Here is a 14708-nt window from a genome sequence, read left to right as displayed (position 1 = left end):
CCCCACCCCTGACGGACGCGTCTAGGAGCCGGACCGTTCCTTCTCCAGGGCCTGCCGGGCCTCGAGTTCCTTCTGCGCCTGCTTTTCGGCGTCCTTCTGGGCCTGCTTCTCGGCCTTCGCCGCGTCCGCGATCTGCCGCTTCGCGGCCGTGGCGTACATGTCGACGTACTCCTGGCCGGAGAGCTTCATGATCTCGTAGATGACCTCGTCGGTCACCGCGCGCAGCACGAAGCGGTCGTGCTCCATGCCGCTGTAGCGGCCGAAGTCCAGCGGCTTGCCGATGCGGATGCCCGGGCGCATCAGCTTGGGCATCACCTTCCCGGGCGGCTGGATCTTCTCGGTGTCGATCATGGCGACCGGGATGACGGGCGCGCCGGTGGCGAGTGCCACGCGCGCGAGACCGCCGGGCTTGCCGCGGTACAGCCGGCCGTCGGGCGAGCGCGTGCCCTCCGGGTAGATACCGAACAGCTCACCCCGCTCGATGACTTCGATGCCGCTCTTGATGGCCGCCTCGCCCGCGCCGCGCGCGCCGGAGCGGTCCACCGGCAGCTGACCGACGCCCTTGAAGAAGGCGGCCGTCATACGCCCCTTGATGCCGGGAGTCGTGAAGTACTCGGCCTTCGCGATGAAGGTCACCTTGCGGTCGAGGACCGCGGGCAGGAAGAACGAGTCCGAGAACGACAGGTGATTGCTCGCCAGGATGGCGGGTCCCTCGGCGGGAATGTTCTCGAGGCCTTCCACCCAGGGCCTGAAGGCAAGCTTCAGTGGCCCCCCGATGGAAAACTTCATGGCGCCGTAGATCAACCGAATGCCTCCTGTGTCTGTCGATCAGACCCTATCCCGGGGCACCCTCAAAGGAGCCGACGACCCTGGTCGGTGTCAGTGCGGTCGCGTACGGTGAAGTACGCCTCGAAGCCTCGGGGCACGCTCGTCGTGCTTTTCGTGATCACCCCCCTCATGAACACCCACCTCATGAACAGGAGACCGAAGGTGCCGGTCCTTCCTGGAGCCGAGCCGTACCGCCACGAGGGCGGGGAGGTCGGCGTCCTCCTCTGCCACGGCTTCACCGGTTCCCCGCAGTCGCTGCGCCCCTGGGCGGAGTATCTCGCCGAGCGCGGTCTGACCGTGTCGCTGCCCCTGCTGCCCGGGCACGGCACGCGCTGGGAGGACATGCAGCTCACCGGCTGGCAGGACTGGTACGCGGAGCTGGACCGCGAGCTGCGCGCCCTGCGCGACCGCTGCACACAGGTGTTCGTCTTCGGTCTGTCCATGGGCGCCGCGCTGGCGATGCGGCTGGCCGCGAAGCACGGGGACGAGATCAGCGGCCTCGTGCTCGTCAACCCGGCGAACAAGGTGCACGGCCCGGCCGCGTACGCCCTTCCGGTGCTGCGGCACCTCGTCCCTTCCGTGAAGGGGATCATCAGCGACATCGCGAAGGAGGGCGGCGTCGAGATCGGCTACTCCCGCGTCCCGCTGCACGCGGCCCACTCCATGCGGAACCTCTACGCGCTGGTCGACGGCGAGCTGCCCCAGGTCACCCAGCCGATGCTGCTGCTGCACAGCCCGCAGGACCATGTGGTGCCGCCGGCCGACTCGGCGCGCATCCTCAGCCGGGTGTCGTCCACGGACGTGACGGAGAGCCTGCTGGAACAGAGCTACCACGTGGCGACGTTGGACCACGACGCGGACCGGATCTTCGAGGAGAGCTACGCCTTCCTCGGCAGGCTCGCACCCGCCGTCGGCAAGAAGTCCGGGGTGGGACACGTGGACCAGCAGGAAGGGACGGCCACCGGTGGCTGAGCACGACTCCGACCGCGAGCCGGAGGAGAAGGGCGTGCCGATCGACGAGGAGGCCGCGTGGGCGGCGATCGTCGCCGGGTACGGCGAGGAGCCGCCGGACCCGCCCGGCGCGAAGCCGTTCAAGTCGATAGAGGACCTGGCACTCCTCGATCCGGAGACCAACGACGGCGACGCGGGAGCCGGTTCGGGTGCGGACCCGGGATCAGAATCGGATGCGGACCCGGGATCGGACTCCGCCTCGGACGCCGGCTCCGGGTCCGGGTCCGCCGACAAGCCCTCGGCCGGTAAGCCGCTGGGCAGTTCGGTCGCCTTCGCGCCGGGCATCGGCGGCGGCCCGCGCGACTACGCGGCGCCGGACGCGTCCGAGGACGACTTCGACGAGGACGACGAGGGCCATTTCGTACCGCCGGAGCCGCCGCCGCTGCCCGCGGCCGACGCGACGGCGAAGTTCGCCTGGCTCGGGGTGGTGGGCGGGCCGATCCTGCTCCTGCTGGCGGTCCTTCTGGGCTGGGACATGACCTGGTGGCTCACCACGGTCGGCATCGGCGGCTTCCTCGGCGGCTTCGCCACGCTGGTGATGCGCATGCGCACGGGTGACGAGGACGACGAGGATCCGGGGCGGGGCGCGGTGGTCTGAGCCCGACCGGCCGAGGCCCGTCCGGAGCAATCCGGGCGGGCCTTTCGCATGCCCGCGGCCCGGGCTTCTCGCCCGCCCCCCGGCCCGGAACTCTCGCAGGCTCCCGGCACTCTCGCAGGCTCCCGGCCCGGAACTCTCGCACGCCCCGGCCCGGAACCTGCCCATGCCCCGGCCCGGATGGAACTCGATCGCGGCGACCGGCGAAAGAGAGGTGAACCACCTGACAGAACCCAAGCCTTCGAGGCGTTCACACGAACGAAAGGAGCCCCGATGACCGTCGGACCGGACGTCGTCGCCCGCGAGGAGCATCGCGAGGAGAGTGACGCCCGCGTGATCGAACGGTCCCGGGACGAGCCCGAGCTGTTCGCCGCCCTCTTCGACCGATACGCCGGCGCCGTGCACCGTTACGCGGCCCGGCGGCTCGGTCCCGAGGCGGCGGAGGATCTGACGGCGGAGACGTTCACCACGGCCTTCAGGCAACGTCACACGTACGACCTCGGCCGGGCCGACGCCCGCCCGTGGCTGTTCGGGATCGCGACCAACCTCGTGGCCCGGCACCGAAGAGCCGAGGCGCGCCGCTTCAAGGCGCTCGCCCGGGTCCCGCAGCCGGTCGAGCACGAGGAGCCGGTCGCGGACCGCGCGGTCGCCAGGGCCGGCGCCACAGGGGTGCGCCGGGAACTGGCGGCCGCGCTGTCCGGGCTCTCCGCCCGGCACCGTGACGTCGTGCTGCTGGTGGCCTGGGGCGGCCTCGACTACGAGGAGGCGGCCCAGGCCCTGGGCGTGCCCGTCGGCACCGTCAGATCACGGCTGCACCGGGCCCGCGGCAGACTGCGCGAAGCACTGGGTGGCACCGATCCGACGGCTTTCCGGGAGGCAGACGCCCATGCATGACTCGCCCGAACTCGACCAGCTGCGCGACTGGGACGCGGGGGCACCCCCGCTCGACGACGAGACCCGGCACCGGGTGCGCGTCCGTCTGTTCGCAGCGATGAACGACCCGGCTCCGGTCGTACGACGCCGCCGTCCCGTCGTGCGCATCGCCCTGACCGCCACCGTGGCCGCGGCGGTCGCCGCCACGGTCCTGGTGGCGGTACGCGACGACGACGGAGGTGCACGGCGCACCGCGACACCGCCCTCCAGCAGCTCCCCGGCGCTGCGGAACGTGAGCGCGCGGACCGTGCTGTACGGGGCGGCGGCGTTCTCGCGCGAGCACGAGACGGCGGTCGCTCCGCGCGACGACCAGTTCATCTACACCAAGGAGATCATCAAGGAGACCGAGCGGGAGACCGGAGCGAAGAAGACCTACGTCGACGAGACCTGGCGGTCCGTGGACGACACCAAGCCCTCATGGATCATGGAGATCGGCAAGGGCTGGTGGTCGGTGCCGTACAAGAAGCGGCCGGGCGACCACGTGGAGTCGGTGTCCATGTGGCCGCCGCAGGACTGGGACACGCTCAAGAGCCTGCCGACCGATCCGGCGAAGCTCATCCTGAAACTCAACTTCGGTGGCAGGACCCCGCACTCGATCGACGAAATCGGGGATCAGGAATGGTCGCAGATCCACTTCTCCCTCGTCGGGCTGCTCATGCTCGTGCCGGTGATGCCGGAGGACCTGCGGCCCGCGGCCTATGAGGCCCTGGCCATGGTGCCGGGGGTGAAGGCGGTGCCGAACCAGAAGGACGCCGCCGGACGGAGGGGTGTCGCGATCACCTTCGACGATCGGTTCTCGCACCGCTCCAACGCCGAGACCGGGGCCGGCAACTCCTTCATCTTCGACCCGGACACCTACGAATTCCTGGGCTTCCGTGACACCCGCACCTCGCACGGCAGGACCTACGACCAGTTCTCGTACCTCGACAGCTGGGCCGTGACCGACAAGGCCAAGCAGCGTCCCCAGGCCGGCTAGGACGCGGGCACTCTGAGGGCGGCCAGGACCGGCAGGTGGTCCGTGGCCGCCCTCAGGTCCGCCTCCGTGACCCCGGGGTGGCCGAGCGGCACCCCGCACGCCAGGACCTCGATGCCCGGGGTGGCGAGGATCGCGTCGATGCGCTGGTGGGGGTCGGCGGGCGTGGAGGTGTACTCGGCGCCCCAGGGGGCCGTCGCCCAGCAGTCCCGGAGCTCGGAGGCGAGGCGCTTGAAGGTGCGGCCGTCGGGGCGTTCGTTGAGGTCGCCGCCCGCGATCGCGTGCGGGGTACCGAGGCGGGCCAGGTGGTCAAGGAGCATGCCGCCCTGTTCGTACCGTTCGTTCTTCTGGAGCGAGAGGTGACAGCTCAGCACACCGAGGCGGGCCCGGCCGAAGCGGACGACGGCGGTGGCGAAGCCGCGCCGGTGCAGACCGGGGGTGAGCGGGAGCAGGACGTCCTCGGTGCGCTCGACCGTGGCCCGCAGCGAGCACAGCAGCGCGGGGCCCGCGGCCGTGGCACCGCCGGAGAGGACCACCTGGCCGCAGGCCGACGCCAGCGGCGCCAGCTTCTTGCGCCAGCGGAAGAACCGCGGCGCCTCCTGGACGAGCACCAGATCGGGTTCGCAGGCGCTGATCACCCGGGCGAGCGCGGCGGTGTCGTCGCGCATCGAGCGGATGTTGTAGCTGAGCACCCGGATGACGGCGGAACCGTCCGGTTCGGTGCGCGAGGGGGGCAGCGGACTGGCGGCAGGGCTGGTCGGCATGGCGATCAAGATACGCCGACGGCTGGGGCCGCGGCGGAAACCGCGGCGCCCGCCGTACCCCTCGCGGGGTGCGGCGGGCGCCGTCGTCACACACGTATGCGCGTTACATGATCGGGTCGGGCTCCCGGGCCAGGTCGGCGGCGCCGACCAGGCCCGCCTTGTTGCCGAGCTGGGCCGCGATGACGTCGGCCACCGGCCGCCAGTTGCCGCCGACCAGCCAGCGCTTGTACGACTTGCGGATCGGGTCGAGGACCAGCTCGCCCTCGTCGGACAGGCCGCCGCCGACGATGAAGGCGGACGGGTCGAAGAGGGAGGCCAGGTCGGCGAGGCCCGCGCCCGCCCAGCGGGCCAGCTCGCGGTAGGAGTCGACCGCGACCGGGTCGCCCTGGCGGGCGGCCACCGAGATGTGCTTGCCCTCGATGCCGTCCGGGGTGCCGTTGCCGAGCGCCAGCAGGACCTCCGCGTTCTCCGGGGTCGCGTTGGCGCGCTGCTTCGCGTACCGCACGAGGGCGCGCCCCGACGCGTACTGCTCCCAGCAGCCCTGCGAGCCGCAGCCGCACAGCAGGCCGTCCGGGACCATCCGGATGTGGCCGAACTCGGCGGCCACGCCGAAGTGGCCGCGGCGCAGCTTGTTGCCGATGATGATGCCGCCGCCGAGGCCCGTGCCCAGCGTGATGCAGATGACGTTGCGGTGGCCCTTGCCCGCGCCGAACTTGTACTCGCCCCAGGCCGCCGCGTTCGCGTCGTTCTCCACGACGACCGGCAGGCCCACGCGCGCCTCGACCTCGTCCTTCAACGGCTCCTGCCGCCAGTGGATGTTCGGCGCGAAGTAGACCGTGGAGCGCTGACGGTTGACGTAGCCCGCGGCACCGATGCCCACTCCGACGATCTCGTGCCCCGCGCGGGCACCCTCCACGGCAGCGGCGATCGCGTCCACGATGGCCTGCGGCGTGGTGGGGGTCGGCACCTTGAAGGTCGAGAGGATGTTGCCTTCCTCGTCGACCACGCCGGCCGCGATCTTCGTGCCGCCGATGTCGACGCCGATGGTGAGTCCCATGAATCCCTCAGTTTCGGTCGAGCCCCGCTACTGCCAACCGTACCCGAGGGGGCTGTCAGTCCAAGTCGATGTGTTCCCCCGGCCCCTGGTCCCCGCCCCGGTGGCGGGGGTCGTGGTCCCGGGCCGTCCAGCGCTTCTCCTGGGCCTCCACGGCGGAGCGGTAGGCGGCGAGCAGCTCGGAGCCGGCCGCGGCCAGATGGTCGAAGACGTCCGGATTGCGCTCGATGACGGGCTCGACGACGGCCTTGGCCTGTCGCACCACCTGGCTGACCATCTGCTGGGCCGTCCCGGAGGTGGCCGCGTCGATCAGCGGCGACTGGAGCCCGGACAGCTTCTCGGCGACGGCGTCGACGAGCTTGCGCAGTTCCTCGGCGGCCGAGCCGGGCTGTGCGCCGTACTGGGCGCGGCGGCGGGCCTTCTCGGCGGCGAGATCCTCGGCGCAGGCCTTGGCCCAGGCGTCGCCGTCGGCTGCGCTCCCGCGAGCGCTCGACTCCGCTCGGCCGGGGGGAACCCGCGTCTCGTCGGCCGCGTCCTCCTGAGCGGCGTCGGACGTGGGGCGCTCTTCGCTCATGGCGGACTCCTGCCTACGGTTCGTACCTCCGACGTTACCCGAACGGGGTACGCGGTTCACCGGATCCGGGGCCACGGACCGCGACTCCGCCGGGAGCTCGCCGTCACCTTTCGCGGGGCCACAGGTCCGGGTCGGGCGCGAAGCGGATCCGCAGCTCGCCCTCGCGCAGGGCGGCGCCGGCCACGGTGCAGCGGCGCAGGGCCGACGGGAGCGGGACGATCCGGCGGAACTGTCCCGCGGTGACGACGAGTTCGTCGCCGCGCCGGAGGAGGTCGAGTTCGTCGCGTATGGCGCCGGGCAGCGGGATGTGCCAGACGAGCACCCCGTCGTCGGCGAGGCGGTCGGCGACGGACCACTCGACCGGCCCAGGCGCGTCGTTGACGCCGGGTACGGCGAGTGCGGCCAGGTCGTCCGCGCCGCGCGGGTCGTGTCCGAGGTGCGGGAGTTCGTGGAGCCGGTACTCCCCCCGCCACTCCTCGAGGAACTTGCGCTGCTGGGCGGCGAGGCCGGCCGACCAGGCGTCGTCGGCCTCCTCGGGCAGGAGCCGGTTCGCGATCAGGGTGTCGATGCGCACGGCGCGCAGGGCGAAGCCGGTGGCGGCGGCGCGGACGGCGTCGGCGCCGGCCGGTCCGGGCTCGGCGACCAGTCGTACGGTCGTGGCGCGGTCCTCGACGACCGCCTCGACCGCGGCGAGCTCCACGTCCCAGCGGGCGGCCGTCTCGTACAGCCAGTCCGCGGGCATCGGGACGCCGGCGAGCCGGCCGAGCACGGGGCGCAGGGCGCGGGCCGCCTGGCGTTCGGGCGGGAGGAGGCGGCGCAGATAGCGGCGCAGCTCCTCGGGGAGGGCGAGGAGGGCGAGCGCCTGCGGGGCCGGGGGGAGGTCGACGACGAGGAGGTCGTACGCCTCGGAGAGCGCGGCGTCGCGCAGGGCGCGCAGCAGGGCGAGTTCCTCGGCGCCGGGGAGGGGGGTGAGTTCCTCGGCGTCCAGGCGGGCGGCGCCGAGGAAGTCGAGGGCGGTGGCGGCGCGGTCCTGGAAGGCGGTGAGGTCCGCGCGGAAGCGGTCGGCGGCGTCGGGGCGCCAGGCGGTCAGGCCCGGTGCGGCTTCGACGGGGGCCCCGCCCGTCGGTACGCCGAGGGCGGCACCCAGGGTGTCCGTGCGGTCGGCGCTGAGCACGAGGGTCCGGGTGCCCGTACGGCTCGCCCTCAGCGCCGTGGCCGCGGCGACGGTGGTACGGCCGGAGCCGCCGGGGCCTGTGATCAGGAGGGTGCGCATAAGGGTGAACGCTACCCGTGCCTGGCCGGCGGACCTGGCTGGTCCCGATGGCGGAGCCCGTTCCCGGTGTCCGTGGGGCCGCGCCCCCGGCCCCCGCCGCGGCCGACCCCTACTTCTCCTCCGACTCCACCCTCTTCTTCAGGCCGGCCAGCGCGCGGTCGATGATGACCTTCTCCGCCTTGCGCTTGATCATGCCGAGCATGGGGATCTTGACGTCGACCGTGAGCTGGTACGTCACCTCGGTCGCGTCCGAGCCCGCCGGCTTCAGGAGGTAGGAGCCGTCCAGGGAGCGGAGCATCTGGGACTTGACCAGGCTCCAGGACACCTCGTGGTCGCCCGTCCAGGTGTACGCCAGGACCTGGTCGTCCTTGATCGCGCCCGCGTCCATGACGAGCCGGACCTGCTCGGCGCGGCCCTGGCCGTCGGTCCCGAGGACCTCCGCCTCCTTCACCTCGCCCGTCCAGTCCGGGTAGCGGGCGAAGTCGGCGATCACTTCCATGACGTCGGCCGGTGCCGCCTCGATCATGATGCTCGAGCTGGTGTGTTCCGCCATCGCCGTGGCTCCTCCAGGTGCGGTCCGGTGAGGGAGGGTGGTGCGCACGTGTGTGCAGCGTGAAGGCTACCGCGCACAGCCACCGGCGCTGTCACCCCACCTGACGTATCGGCACCCGGAGCGCTCGAAGCCGCTCACCACTCCAGCGCCCACGGCTTGCCGGACCCCGCGAAGTGCCCCACGTTCACGCACTCCGTCGCCCCGATCCGCATCCGGCGCACCAGCGGCTGGTGGACGTGGCCGAAGAGGGAGTAGCGCGGGCGGGTGCGGCGGATGGCGTCCAGCAGCGCCCGGCTGCCGCGCTCGAAGCGCCGCGCCACCGTGTCGTAGACCAGCTCCGGCACCTCCGGCGGGATGTGGCTGCACAGCACGTCCACCTCGCCGACCGCCTCGATCTTCGCCGCGTACTCCTCGTCGCTGATCTCGTAGGGCGTCCGCATGGGCGTGCGCAGTCCGCCGCCGACGAAGCCGAAGGTCCAGCCGCCGATCTCCACCCGCTCGCCGTCCAGCACGGTCGTGCCGGGTCCGGCGTACTCACGCCACAGTGTCGGCATGTCGACGTTTCCATAGGTCGCGTACGTCGGCGTCGGGAACGCGGCGAACATCTCCGCGTACTGCTTGCGTACCGCCTTCTCGATGGCGGCCGCCCGGTCGCTGCCGATGCCGGACCACAGCTCGGCGCCGAACGCCCGCGCCTCCTCGAAGCGGCGGGCGGTGCGCAGCTCGACGATGCGGTCCGCGTTCGCCACACCGAACAGGTCCGGGAAGATGCCGCGCGAGTGGTCGGCGTAGTCGAGGAAGAGCACGAGGTCACCGAGGCAGATCAGGGCGTCCGCGCCGTCGCCGGCCCGGGCCAGGTCACGCGCGTTGCCATGCACATCGCTGACCACATGGATGCGCTTCCTGCGGTTGCCGCCTGGTGAGAGTGCCATGGCGATCAAGCGTAAGCGTGTGCGGCAAAGGTGAATAGAGCGGGCCGGACCTGCGATTACTGGCTAGTCAGTAACCGCGTGCACTACCGTGATCGCAGGAACGCCACCATGTGTGACGCACAGAACATCTGGCCGGGACCCCCTGTCGAAGAAGCCATACCGGCGGGTAACGTCCGGGCAGTCCAGTCGTGCTCAGGAATTCAACAATGATGTCCCGAGCACCTGCCCGAGCCTTGGACCGCACCGTCGCATCACACAGAGTCGTGGCGCCGGCGCCCTATGAGGAGCAGCAGTCTTGCGCGAGTTCAGCCTTCCGGCTTTGTACGAGGTCCCTGCGGACGGCAATCTGACCGACATCGTCCGCAGAAACGCCGCGCAGCATCCTGACGTCGCCGTCATCGCCCGCAAGGTCGGCGGCAGCTGGCAGGACGTCACCGCCACCGCCTTCCTCGCCGAGGTGCGCGCCGCGGCGAAGGGGCTCATCGCCTCGGGCGTCCAGCCGGGCGACCGGGTCGGCCTGATGTCCCGTACCCGCTACGAGTGGACGCTGCTCGACTTCGCGATCTGGAGCGCGGGCGCGATCACCGTGCCGGTGTACGAGACCAGCTCCCCCGAGCAGGTGCAGTGGATCCTCGGCGACTCGGGCGCGACCGCCTGCGTCGTCGAGCTGGACACGCACGCGGCCTCGGTGGAGTCGGTGCGCGACCGGCTGCCCGCCCTCAAGCACGTCTGGCAGATCGACACCGGCGGCGTGGAGGAGCTGGGGCGCCTCGGCAGGGACGTCAGCGACGCCACCGTCGAGGAGCGCAGCTCGCTCGCCAAGGCCGACGACCCGGCGACCATCGTCTACACGAGCGGCACGACCGGCCGTCCCAAGGGCTGCGTCCTCACCCACCGCGCCTTCTTCGCGGAGTGCGGCAACATCGTGGAGCGGCTGCGCCCGCTCTTCCGCACGGGCGAGTGTTCCGTCCTGCTCTTCCTGCCGCTCGCGCATGTCTTCGGACGGCTCGTGCAGGTCGCGCCGATGATGGCGCCGATCAAGCTGGGCTGCGTCCCGGACATCAAGAACCTGACCGACGAACTGGCCGCGTTCCGGCCGACGCTGATCCTCGGTGTGCCGCGCGTCTTCGAGAAGGTCTACAACTCGGCGCGCGCCAAGGCGCAGGCGGACGGCAAGGGCAAGATCTTCGACAAGGCGGCGGACACGGCGATCGCGTACAGCCGCGCCCTGGACACCCCGTCCGGCCCGTCCCTCGGGCTGAAGATCAAATACAAGACGTTCGACAAGCTCGTCTACAGCAAGCTGCGGGCCGTTCTCGGCGGCAAGGGCGAGTACGCCATCTCCGGCGGCGCCCCGCTGGGCGAGCGCCTGGGCCACTTCTTCCGCGGCATCGGCTTCACGGTCCTCGAGGGCTACGGCCTGACCGAGTCCTGCGCGGCCACCGCCTTCAACCCCTGGGACCGCACGAAGATCGGCACGGTCGGCCAGCCGCTGCCGGGCTCCGTGATCCGGATCGCGGACGACGGCGAGGTGCTGCTGCACGGCGAGCACCTGTTCAAGGAGTACTGGAACAACGAGGGCGCGACCGCCGAGGCGCTTGCCGACGGCTGGTTCCACACCGGTGACATCGGCACCCTCGACGAGGACGGGTATCTGCGGATCACCGGCCGCAAGAAGGAGATCATCGTCACCGCGGGCGGCAAGAACGTCGCCCCGGCCGTGATCGAGGACCGTATCCGCGCGCACGCGCTGGTCGCGGAGTGCATGGTGGTCGGCGACGGACGCCCGTTCGTGGGCGCGCTCGTCACCATCGACGACGAGTTCCTGGGCCGTTGGGCCGCCGAGCACGGCAAGCCGGCCGGCTCCACCGCGGCGTCGCTGCGGCAGGATCCGGATCTCCTCGCGGCGGTCCAGAGCGCTGTCGACGACGGCAACGCCGCGGTGTCGAAGGCGGAATCGGTGCGGAAGTTCCGCATTCTGTCCTCCCAGTTCACCGAGGAGTCGGGCCACCTCACGCCGTCCCTGAAGCTCAAGCGTCATGTGGTGGCGAAGGACTACGCGGACGAGATCGAGGCGATCTACCAGAAGTAGGCGGCCCCGGTCGGGCGGTTCATGGCGCGGTGTCCTCGGCGAGGACCCGCGCCATGGTGCGTTCCGCGAGCGCGGTGATCGTCACGAACGGGTTGACGCCGATCGACCCGGGGACGAGCGAGCCGTCGGTGACGTACAGCTTCGAATACCCCTTCACCCGGCCGTAGTTGTCCGTCGACTTCCCGAGTACGCAGCCGCCCAGCGGGTGGTACGTGAAGTCGTCGGCGAAGGTCTTGTTGTTGCCGAAGAGGTCGTACCGGTAGATCGTCGCGTTGGCCGAGTTGATCCGGTCGAAGAGCTTCTTGGCCATGCTCACGGACACGGCGCTCTGGGCGGCGCTCCAGCCGAGCTTCGCGGAGTCGCTCGCCGCGTCGTACGTGAAGGACGCCCGCTCCGGGTTCTTGGTGATCGCCAGATAGAGGCTGATCCAGTGCTCCAGCCCCATGGGCAGCGGGGCGATCTCGGCGAAGACGGGGTTCGAGGTGTTCGCCCAGTCGTCGATGCCCATGACGGGCATGGTGGACTGGTTGGCCCCGACGGTGTCCCAGATGTGGTTCGCCCGGCCGGTCATCACATTGCCGTTGGTGCCCCAGCCGGTGCCCACGCTCGCGTCGAGGGCGGGCAGGGCGCCCGTCTCCCGGGCCCGGACGAGGAGTTCGGAGGTGCCGAGGCTGCCGCCGCCGAGGAACAGGTAGGTGCAGCTGTACTGCTTGGTCTCGACGACCGCGCCGGTGGTGTCGATCCGGTCGGCGGTCAGCAGGTACGTCCCGTCGCTCGCCCTTCGTATCTCGCGGACCCTCTCCAGTGTGTGGATGGTGACGTTGCCGGTGCCCAGCGCCGAGGCGAGGTACGTCTTGTCGAGGCTGCGCTTGCCGTAGTTGTTGCCGTAGATGACCTCGCCGGCGAGGGCGGACTTGGTGGCGGTGCCGGCCGCCTCGCGCTGCATGTAGCCGAAGTCGTAGACGTTCGGTACGAAGGTGGTCTTCAGGCCGGTGTTCGTGGCCGCCTTCCGCGAGGTCCGGGTGAACCGGTACCACTCGGTGGACTCGAACCAGGCGGGGTCGACCGTGTTGACGCCGAGCATGGTGCGGGCGCGCGGGAAGTACGTGCTGTACATCTCGGCGGCGTCCACGGTCGGGAACTGCTCGGCGAAGTACGACTGGAGCGGGGTGACGGCCATGCCGCCGTTGACCAGGGAGCCGCCGCCGACGCCCCGGCCGACGTACACGGACATGTTGGCGAAGTGCACCCGGTCCAGGACGCCCGGGTACGGGCTGATGTCCTTGTTGACGACGTCCAGCCACAGGAACTCGGCGAGCGGCGCCTCGGTGCGCGTCCGGAACCACATGGATCTCCGGTCCGGGGCGCTGGTGGAACAGAAGACCTTGCCGTCGGAGCCGGGTGTGTTCCAGAGTCCGCCCATCTCGATGACGAGCGTGCGGAGGCCGGCCTGGCCGAGGCGGAGCGCGGCCACGGCGGCGCCGTAGCCGGAACCGACCACGATGGCGGGTGCGGTCTCGACCGCGTCGGGCTCGGCGGCCCGCGCCGACTGGAGGCCGATCCGGGTGAAGCCCAGGGTGGCCGCCGTCTGGAGGGCGGCCATACCAAGGATTTGACGGCGAGTCAGGTGACGATGCGTCAGTTTTTCTGTCATGCGCGCAGCATGGGCGGATTATTCCGTTCCGCCTAGGGTCACGGCACGCTTTGGGGCACCGATTTGGGGCCGCGTCGAGGCGGGGGCTGGGCGCGCCCCGAAGCCGGGGCCTGGGCGCGCCCCGAGCGGCGATGCGCACCGCGCCGACGCAGAGTCATACGCTCACCCCGAGGCAGGGGCCTGGGCGCGCCCCGAGCGGCGATGTGCACCGCGCCGACCGCAGGGGCCCGCGTCCCGGGCAGCGGTGTGCGCCGCGCGGAGGGGAATCCTGTGCTCGTCTCAGAGCAGGGTCTTGAGCTTCTCCGCCAGCAGGTCCCAGCGCCACTTCTCCTCGACCCACTCGCGGCCCCGCTCGCCCATGCGGCGGCGCAGCTCGGGGTCGCCGAGGAGCGTGACGACGCGGTCGGCGGCCGCTTCCGGGGAGCCGCCGCGCACCACCCAGCCGGTCTCGCCGTCGAGCACCGCGTCGGGCGCCCCGCCGGAGTCGCCCGCGACCACGGGCAGCCCGGTCGCGGACGCCTCCAGATAGACGATCCCGAGCCCTTCGACATCGAGCCCGCCCCGGCGCGTACGGCACGGCATCGCGAACACGTCCCCCGCCCCGTAGTGGGCGGGCAGCTCCGACCAGGGCACGGCCCCGGTGAAGCGGACCGAGCCGGCGACCCCGGTCTCGTCCGCGAGCCTGCGCAGCTCCTTCTCGTACGGCCCGCCGCCGACGATCAGCAGGACGGCCTCCGGCTCCTTGGCGAGGATGTGCGGCATGGCGAGGATCAGCGTGTCCTGACCCTTGCGGGGAACGAGCCGCGAGACACAGACGACCACCGGACGGTCGGTGAGCCCGAGCCGGGCGCGGACCTCGGCGCCGCCCGAGCCGGGGTGGAAGGTCTTCTCGTCGACGCCGGGCGGCAGCTGGACCATCCTGCCGGCCGCTTCCGGCGTCAGCGCGGCGGCGATCCGCGAGCGCGTGTACTCGCCGAGATAGGTGATCGTGTCCGTGGACTCGCCGATCCTGCGCAGCAGCTGACGCGAGGCGGGCAGCTGAGCCCAGCCGGCCTCGTGCCCGTGCGTGGTGGCCACCAGCCGCTCGGCGCCCGCCCTGCGCAACGCGGGCGCCATCAGACCGAGCGGAGCCGCCGCACCGAACCACACCGACGTACAGCCGTGCTCCCGCAGCAGCCCGACGGCCCGCCGGGTGGCGCCCGGCGTCGGCAGCAGCATCGTGGTGCGGTCGCGTACGACGGTGAAGGGCTGCTCGGCGTCGAAGGCAGCCGTCGCCTCGACGCCCTCGCGGCCGCGCTTCCACGTGGAGGCGTAGACGACCAGCCGCTCGGGGTCCAGGCGCAGCGCCATGTTGTGCAGGAACGCCTGGATCCCGCCGGGCCGGGGCGGGAAGTCGTTGGTCACGATCAAGGTCTTGTGCATCGCAGGTCGACAGTACCGAACCCGTCCACGCGTGGTACTCACAGCTCCCC

General features: G+C 71.4%; 14 protein-coding genes. 5 read left to right on the top strand and 9 right to left on the bottom strand.

What is annotated here, in order from left to right; translation table 11 throughout:
* Positions 1 to 21 precede the first annotated feature (21 nt).
* Complete coding sequence (locus GTY58_RS31650) at positions 22 to 789, bottom strand: lysophospholipid acyltransferase family protein (RefSeq protein WP_037646900.1); 768 nt, start codon at positions 787 to 789, stop codon at positions 22 to 24.
* 201 nt (positions 790 to 990) lie between these two features.
* On the opposite strand from GTY58_RS31650, the gene GTY58_RS31645 reads away from it, so the two are divergent.
* From GTY58_RS31645 to GTY58_RS31630, 4 genes are all read left to right on the top strand, one after another.
* On the top strand, positions 991 to 1800 hold the full coding sequence (locus GTY58_RS31645; protein WP_037646899.1) for an alpha/beta fold hydrolase: 810 nt from the start codon (positions 991 to 993) through the stop codon (positions 1798 to 1800).
* Positions 1793 to 2437: a hypothetical protein gene (locus GTY58_RS31640; RefSeq protein WP_010987479.1), complete on the top strand. Its 645-nt coding sequence runs from the start codon at positions 1793 to 1795 to the stop codon at positions 2435 to 2437. Before GTY58_RS31645 ends, GTY58_RS31640 begins: the two co-directional genes overlap by 8 nt.
* Positions 2438 to 2707: 270 nt before the next feature.
* Entirely contained in the window at positions 2708 to 3328 is a 621-nt protein-coding gene (locus GTY58_RS31635; RefSeq protein WP_010987478.1) for an RNA polymerase sigma factor, read from the top strand.
* Complete coding sequence (locus GTY58_RS31630) at positions 3321 to 4343, top strand: CU044_5270 family protein (protein WP_037646738.1); 1023 nt, start codon at positions 3321 to 3323, stop codon at positions 4341 to 4343. The genes GTY58_RS31635 and GTY58_RS31630 overlap by 8 nt, the downstream gene beginning before the upstream one ends.
* On the opposite strand, the gene GTY58_RS31625 is transcribed toward GTY58_RS31630, so the two are convergent.
* From GTY58_RS31625 to GTY58_RS31600, 6 genes are all read right to left on the bottom strand, one after another.
* A complete protein-coding gene (locus tag GTY58_RS31625) occupies positions 4340 to 5104 on the bottom strand; it encodes an endonuclease/exonuclease/phosphatase family protein (RefSeq protein ID WP_037646735.1) in 765 nt (254 codons plus the stop codon). The two genes, GTY58_RS31630 and GTY58_RS31625, sit on opposite strands and share 4 nt — an antisense overlap.
* A gap of 103 nt (positions 5105 to 5207) precedes the next feature.
* Positions 5208 to 6161 carry an ROK family glucokinase gene (locus GTY58_RS31620; RefSeq protein WP_010987475.1) on the bottom strand — a complete coding sequence of 318 codons (954 nt, stop codon included), beginning with the start codon at positions 6159 to 6161 and terminating at the stop codon, positions 5208 to 5210.
* A 55-nt stretch (positions 6162 to 6216) separates the two neighbouring features.
* Positions 6217 to 6732, bottom strand: a complete 516-nt coding sequence (locus GTY58_RS31615) for a DUF5304 domain-containing protein (protein WP_010987474.1) — start codon at positions 6730 to 6732, stop codon at positions 6217 to 6219.
* Positions 6733 to 6835: 103 nt separating this feature from the next.
* Positions 6836 to 8005: an ArsA family ATPase gene (locus tag GTY58_RS31610; protein WP_010987473.1), complete on the bottom strand. Its 1170-nt coding sequence runs from the start codon at positions 8003 to 8005 to the stop codon at positions 6836 to 6838.
* Positions 8006 to 8114: 109 nt separating this feature from the next.
* The gene (locus GTY58_RS31605; RefSeq protein ID WP_010987472.1) at positions 8115 to 8558 is read right to left on the bottom strand and encodes an SRPBCC family protein; all 444 of its coding nucleotides are present in this window, start codon (positions 8556 to 8558) and stop codon (positions 8115 to 8117) included.
* A gap of 134 nt (positions 8559 to 8692) precedes the next feature.
* On the bottom strand, positions 8693 to 9490 hold the full coding sequence (locus GTY58_RS31600) for a metallophosphoesterase (RefSeq protein ID WP_010987471.1): 798 nt from the start codon (positions 9488 to 9490) through the stop codon (positions 8693 to 8695).
* Positions 9491 to 9785: 295 nt separating this feature from the next.
* Here GTY58_RS31600 and GTY58_RS31595 point away from each other — a divergent pair, with 295 nt between their 5' ends.
* Positions 9786 to 11582: an AMP-dependent synthetase/ligase gene (locus GTY58_RS31595; protein ID WP_010987470.1), complete on the top strand. Its 1797-nt coding sequence runs from the start codon at positions 9786 to 9788 to the stop codon at positions 11580 to 11582.
* Positions 11583 to 11601: 19 nt separating this feature from the next.
* On the opposite strand, the gene GTY58_RS31590 is transcribed toward GTY58_RS31595, so the two are convergent.
* Positions 11602 to 13185 (bottom strand): GMC oxidoreductase, encoded by a 1584-nt coding sequence (locus tag GTY58_RS31590; protein WP_037646731.1) that lies wholly within the window; start codon positions 13183 to 13185, stop codon positions 11602 to 11604.
* A 330-nt stretch (positions 13186 to 13515) separates the two neighbouring features.
* Positions 13516 to 14658, bottom strand: a complete 1143-nt coding sequence (locus GTY58_RS31585; protein WP_010987468.1) for a glycosyltransferase family 4 protein — start codon at positions 14656 to 14658, stop codon at positions 13516 to 13518.
* Positions 14659 to 14708 lie beyond the last annotated feature (50 nt).

Origin of the sequence: Streptomyces sp. SID5469, from assembly GCF_009862865.1 — a bacterium.
GTDB classification, from domain to species: domain Bacteria; phylum Actinomycetota; class Actinomycetes; order Streptomycetales; family Streptomycetaceae; genus Streptomyces; species Streptomyces avermitilis.
The sequence above is the reverse complement of the archived record's forward strand: the minus strand, read 5'-3'. Positions and strand labels throughout refer to the sequence as shown.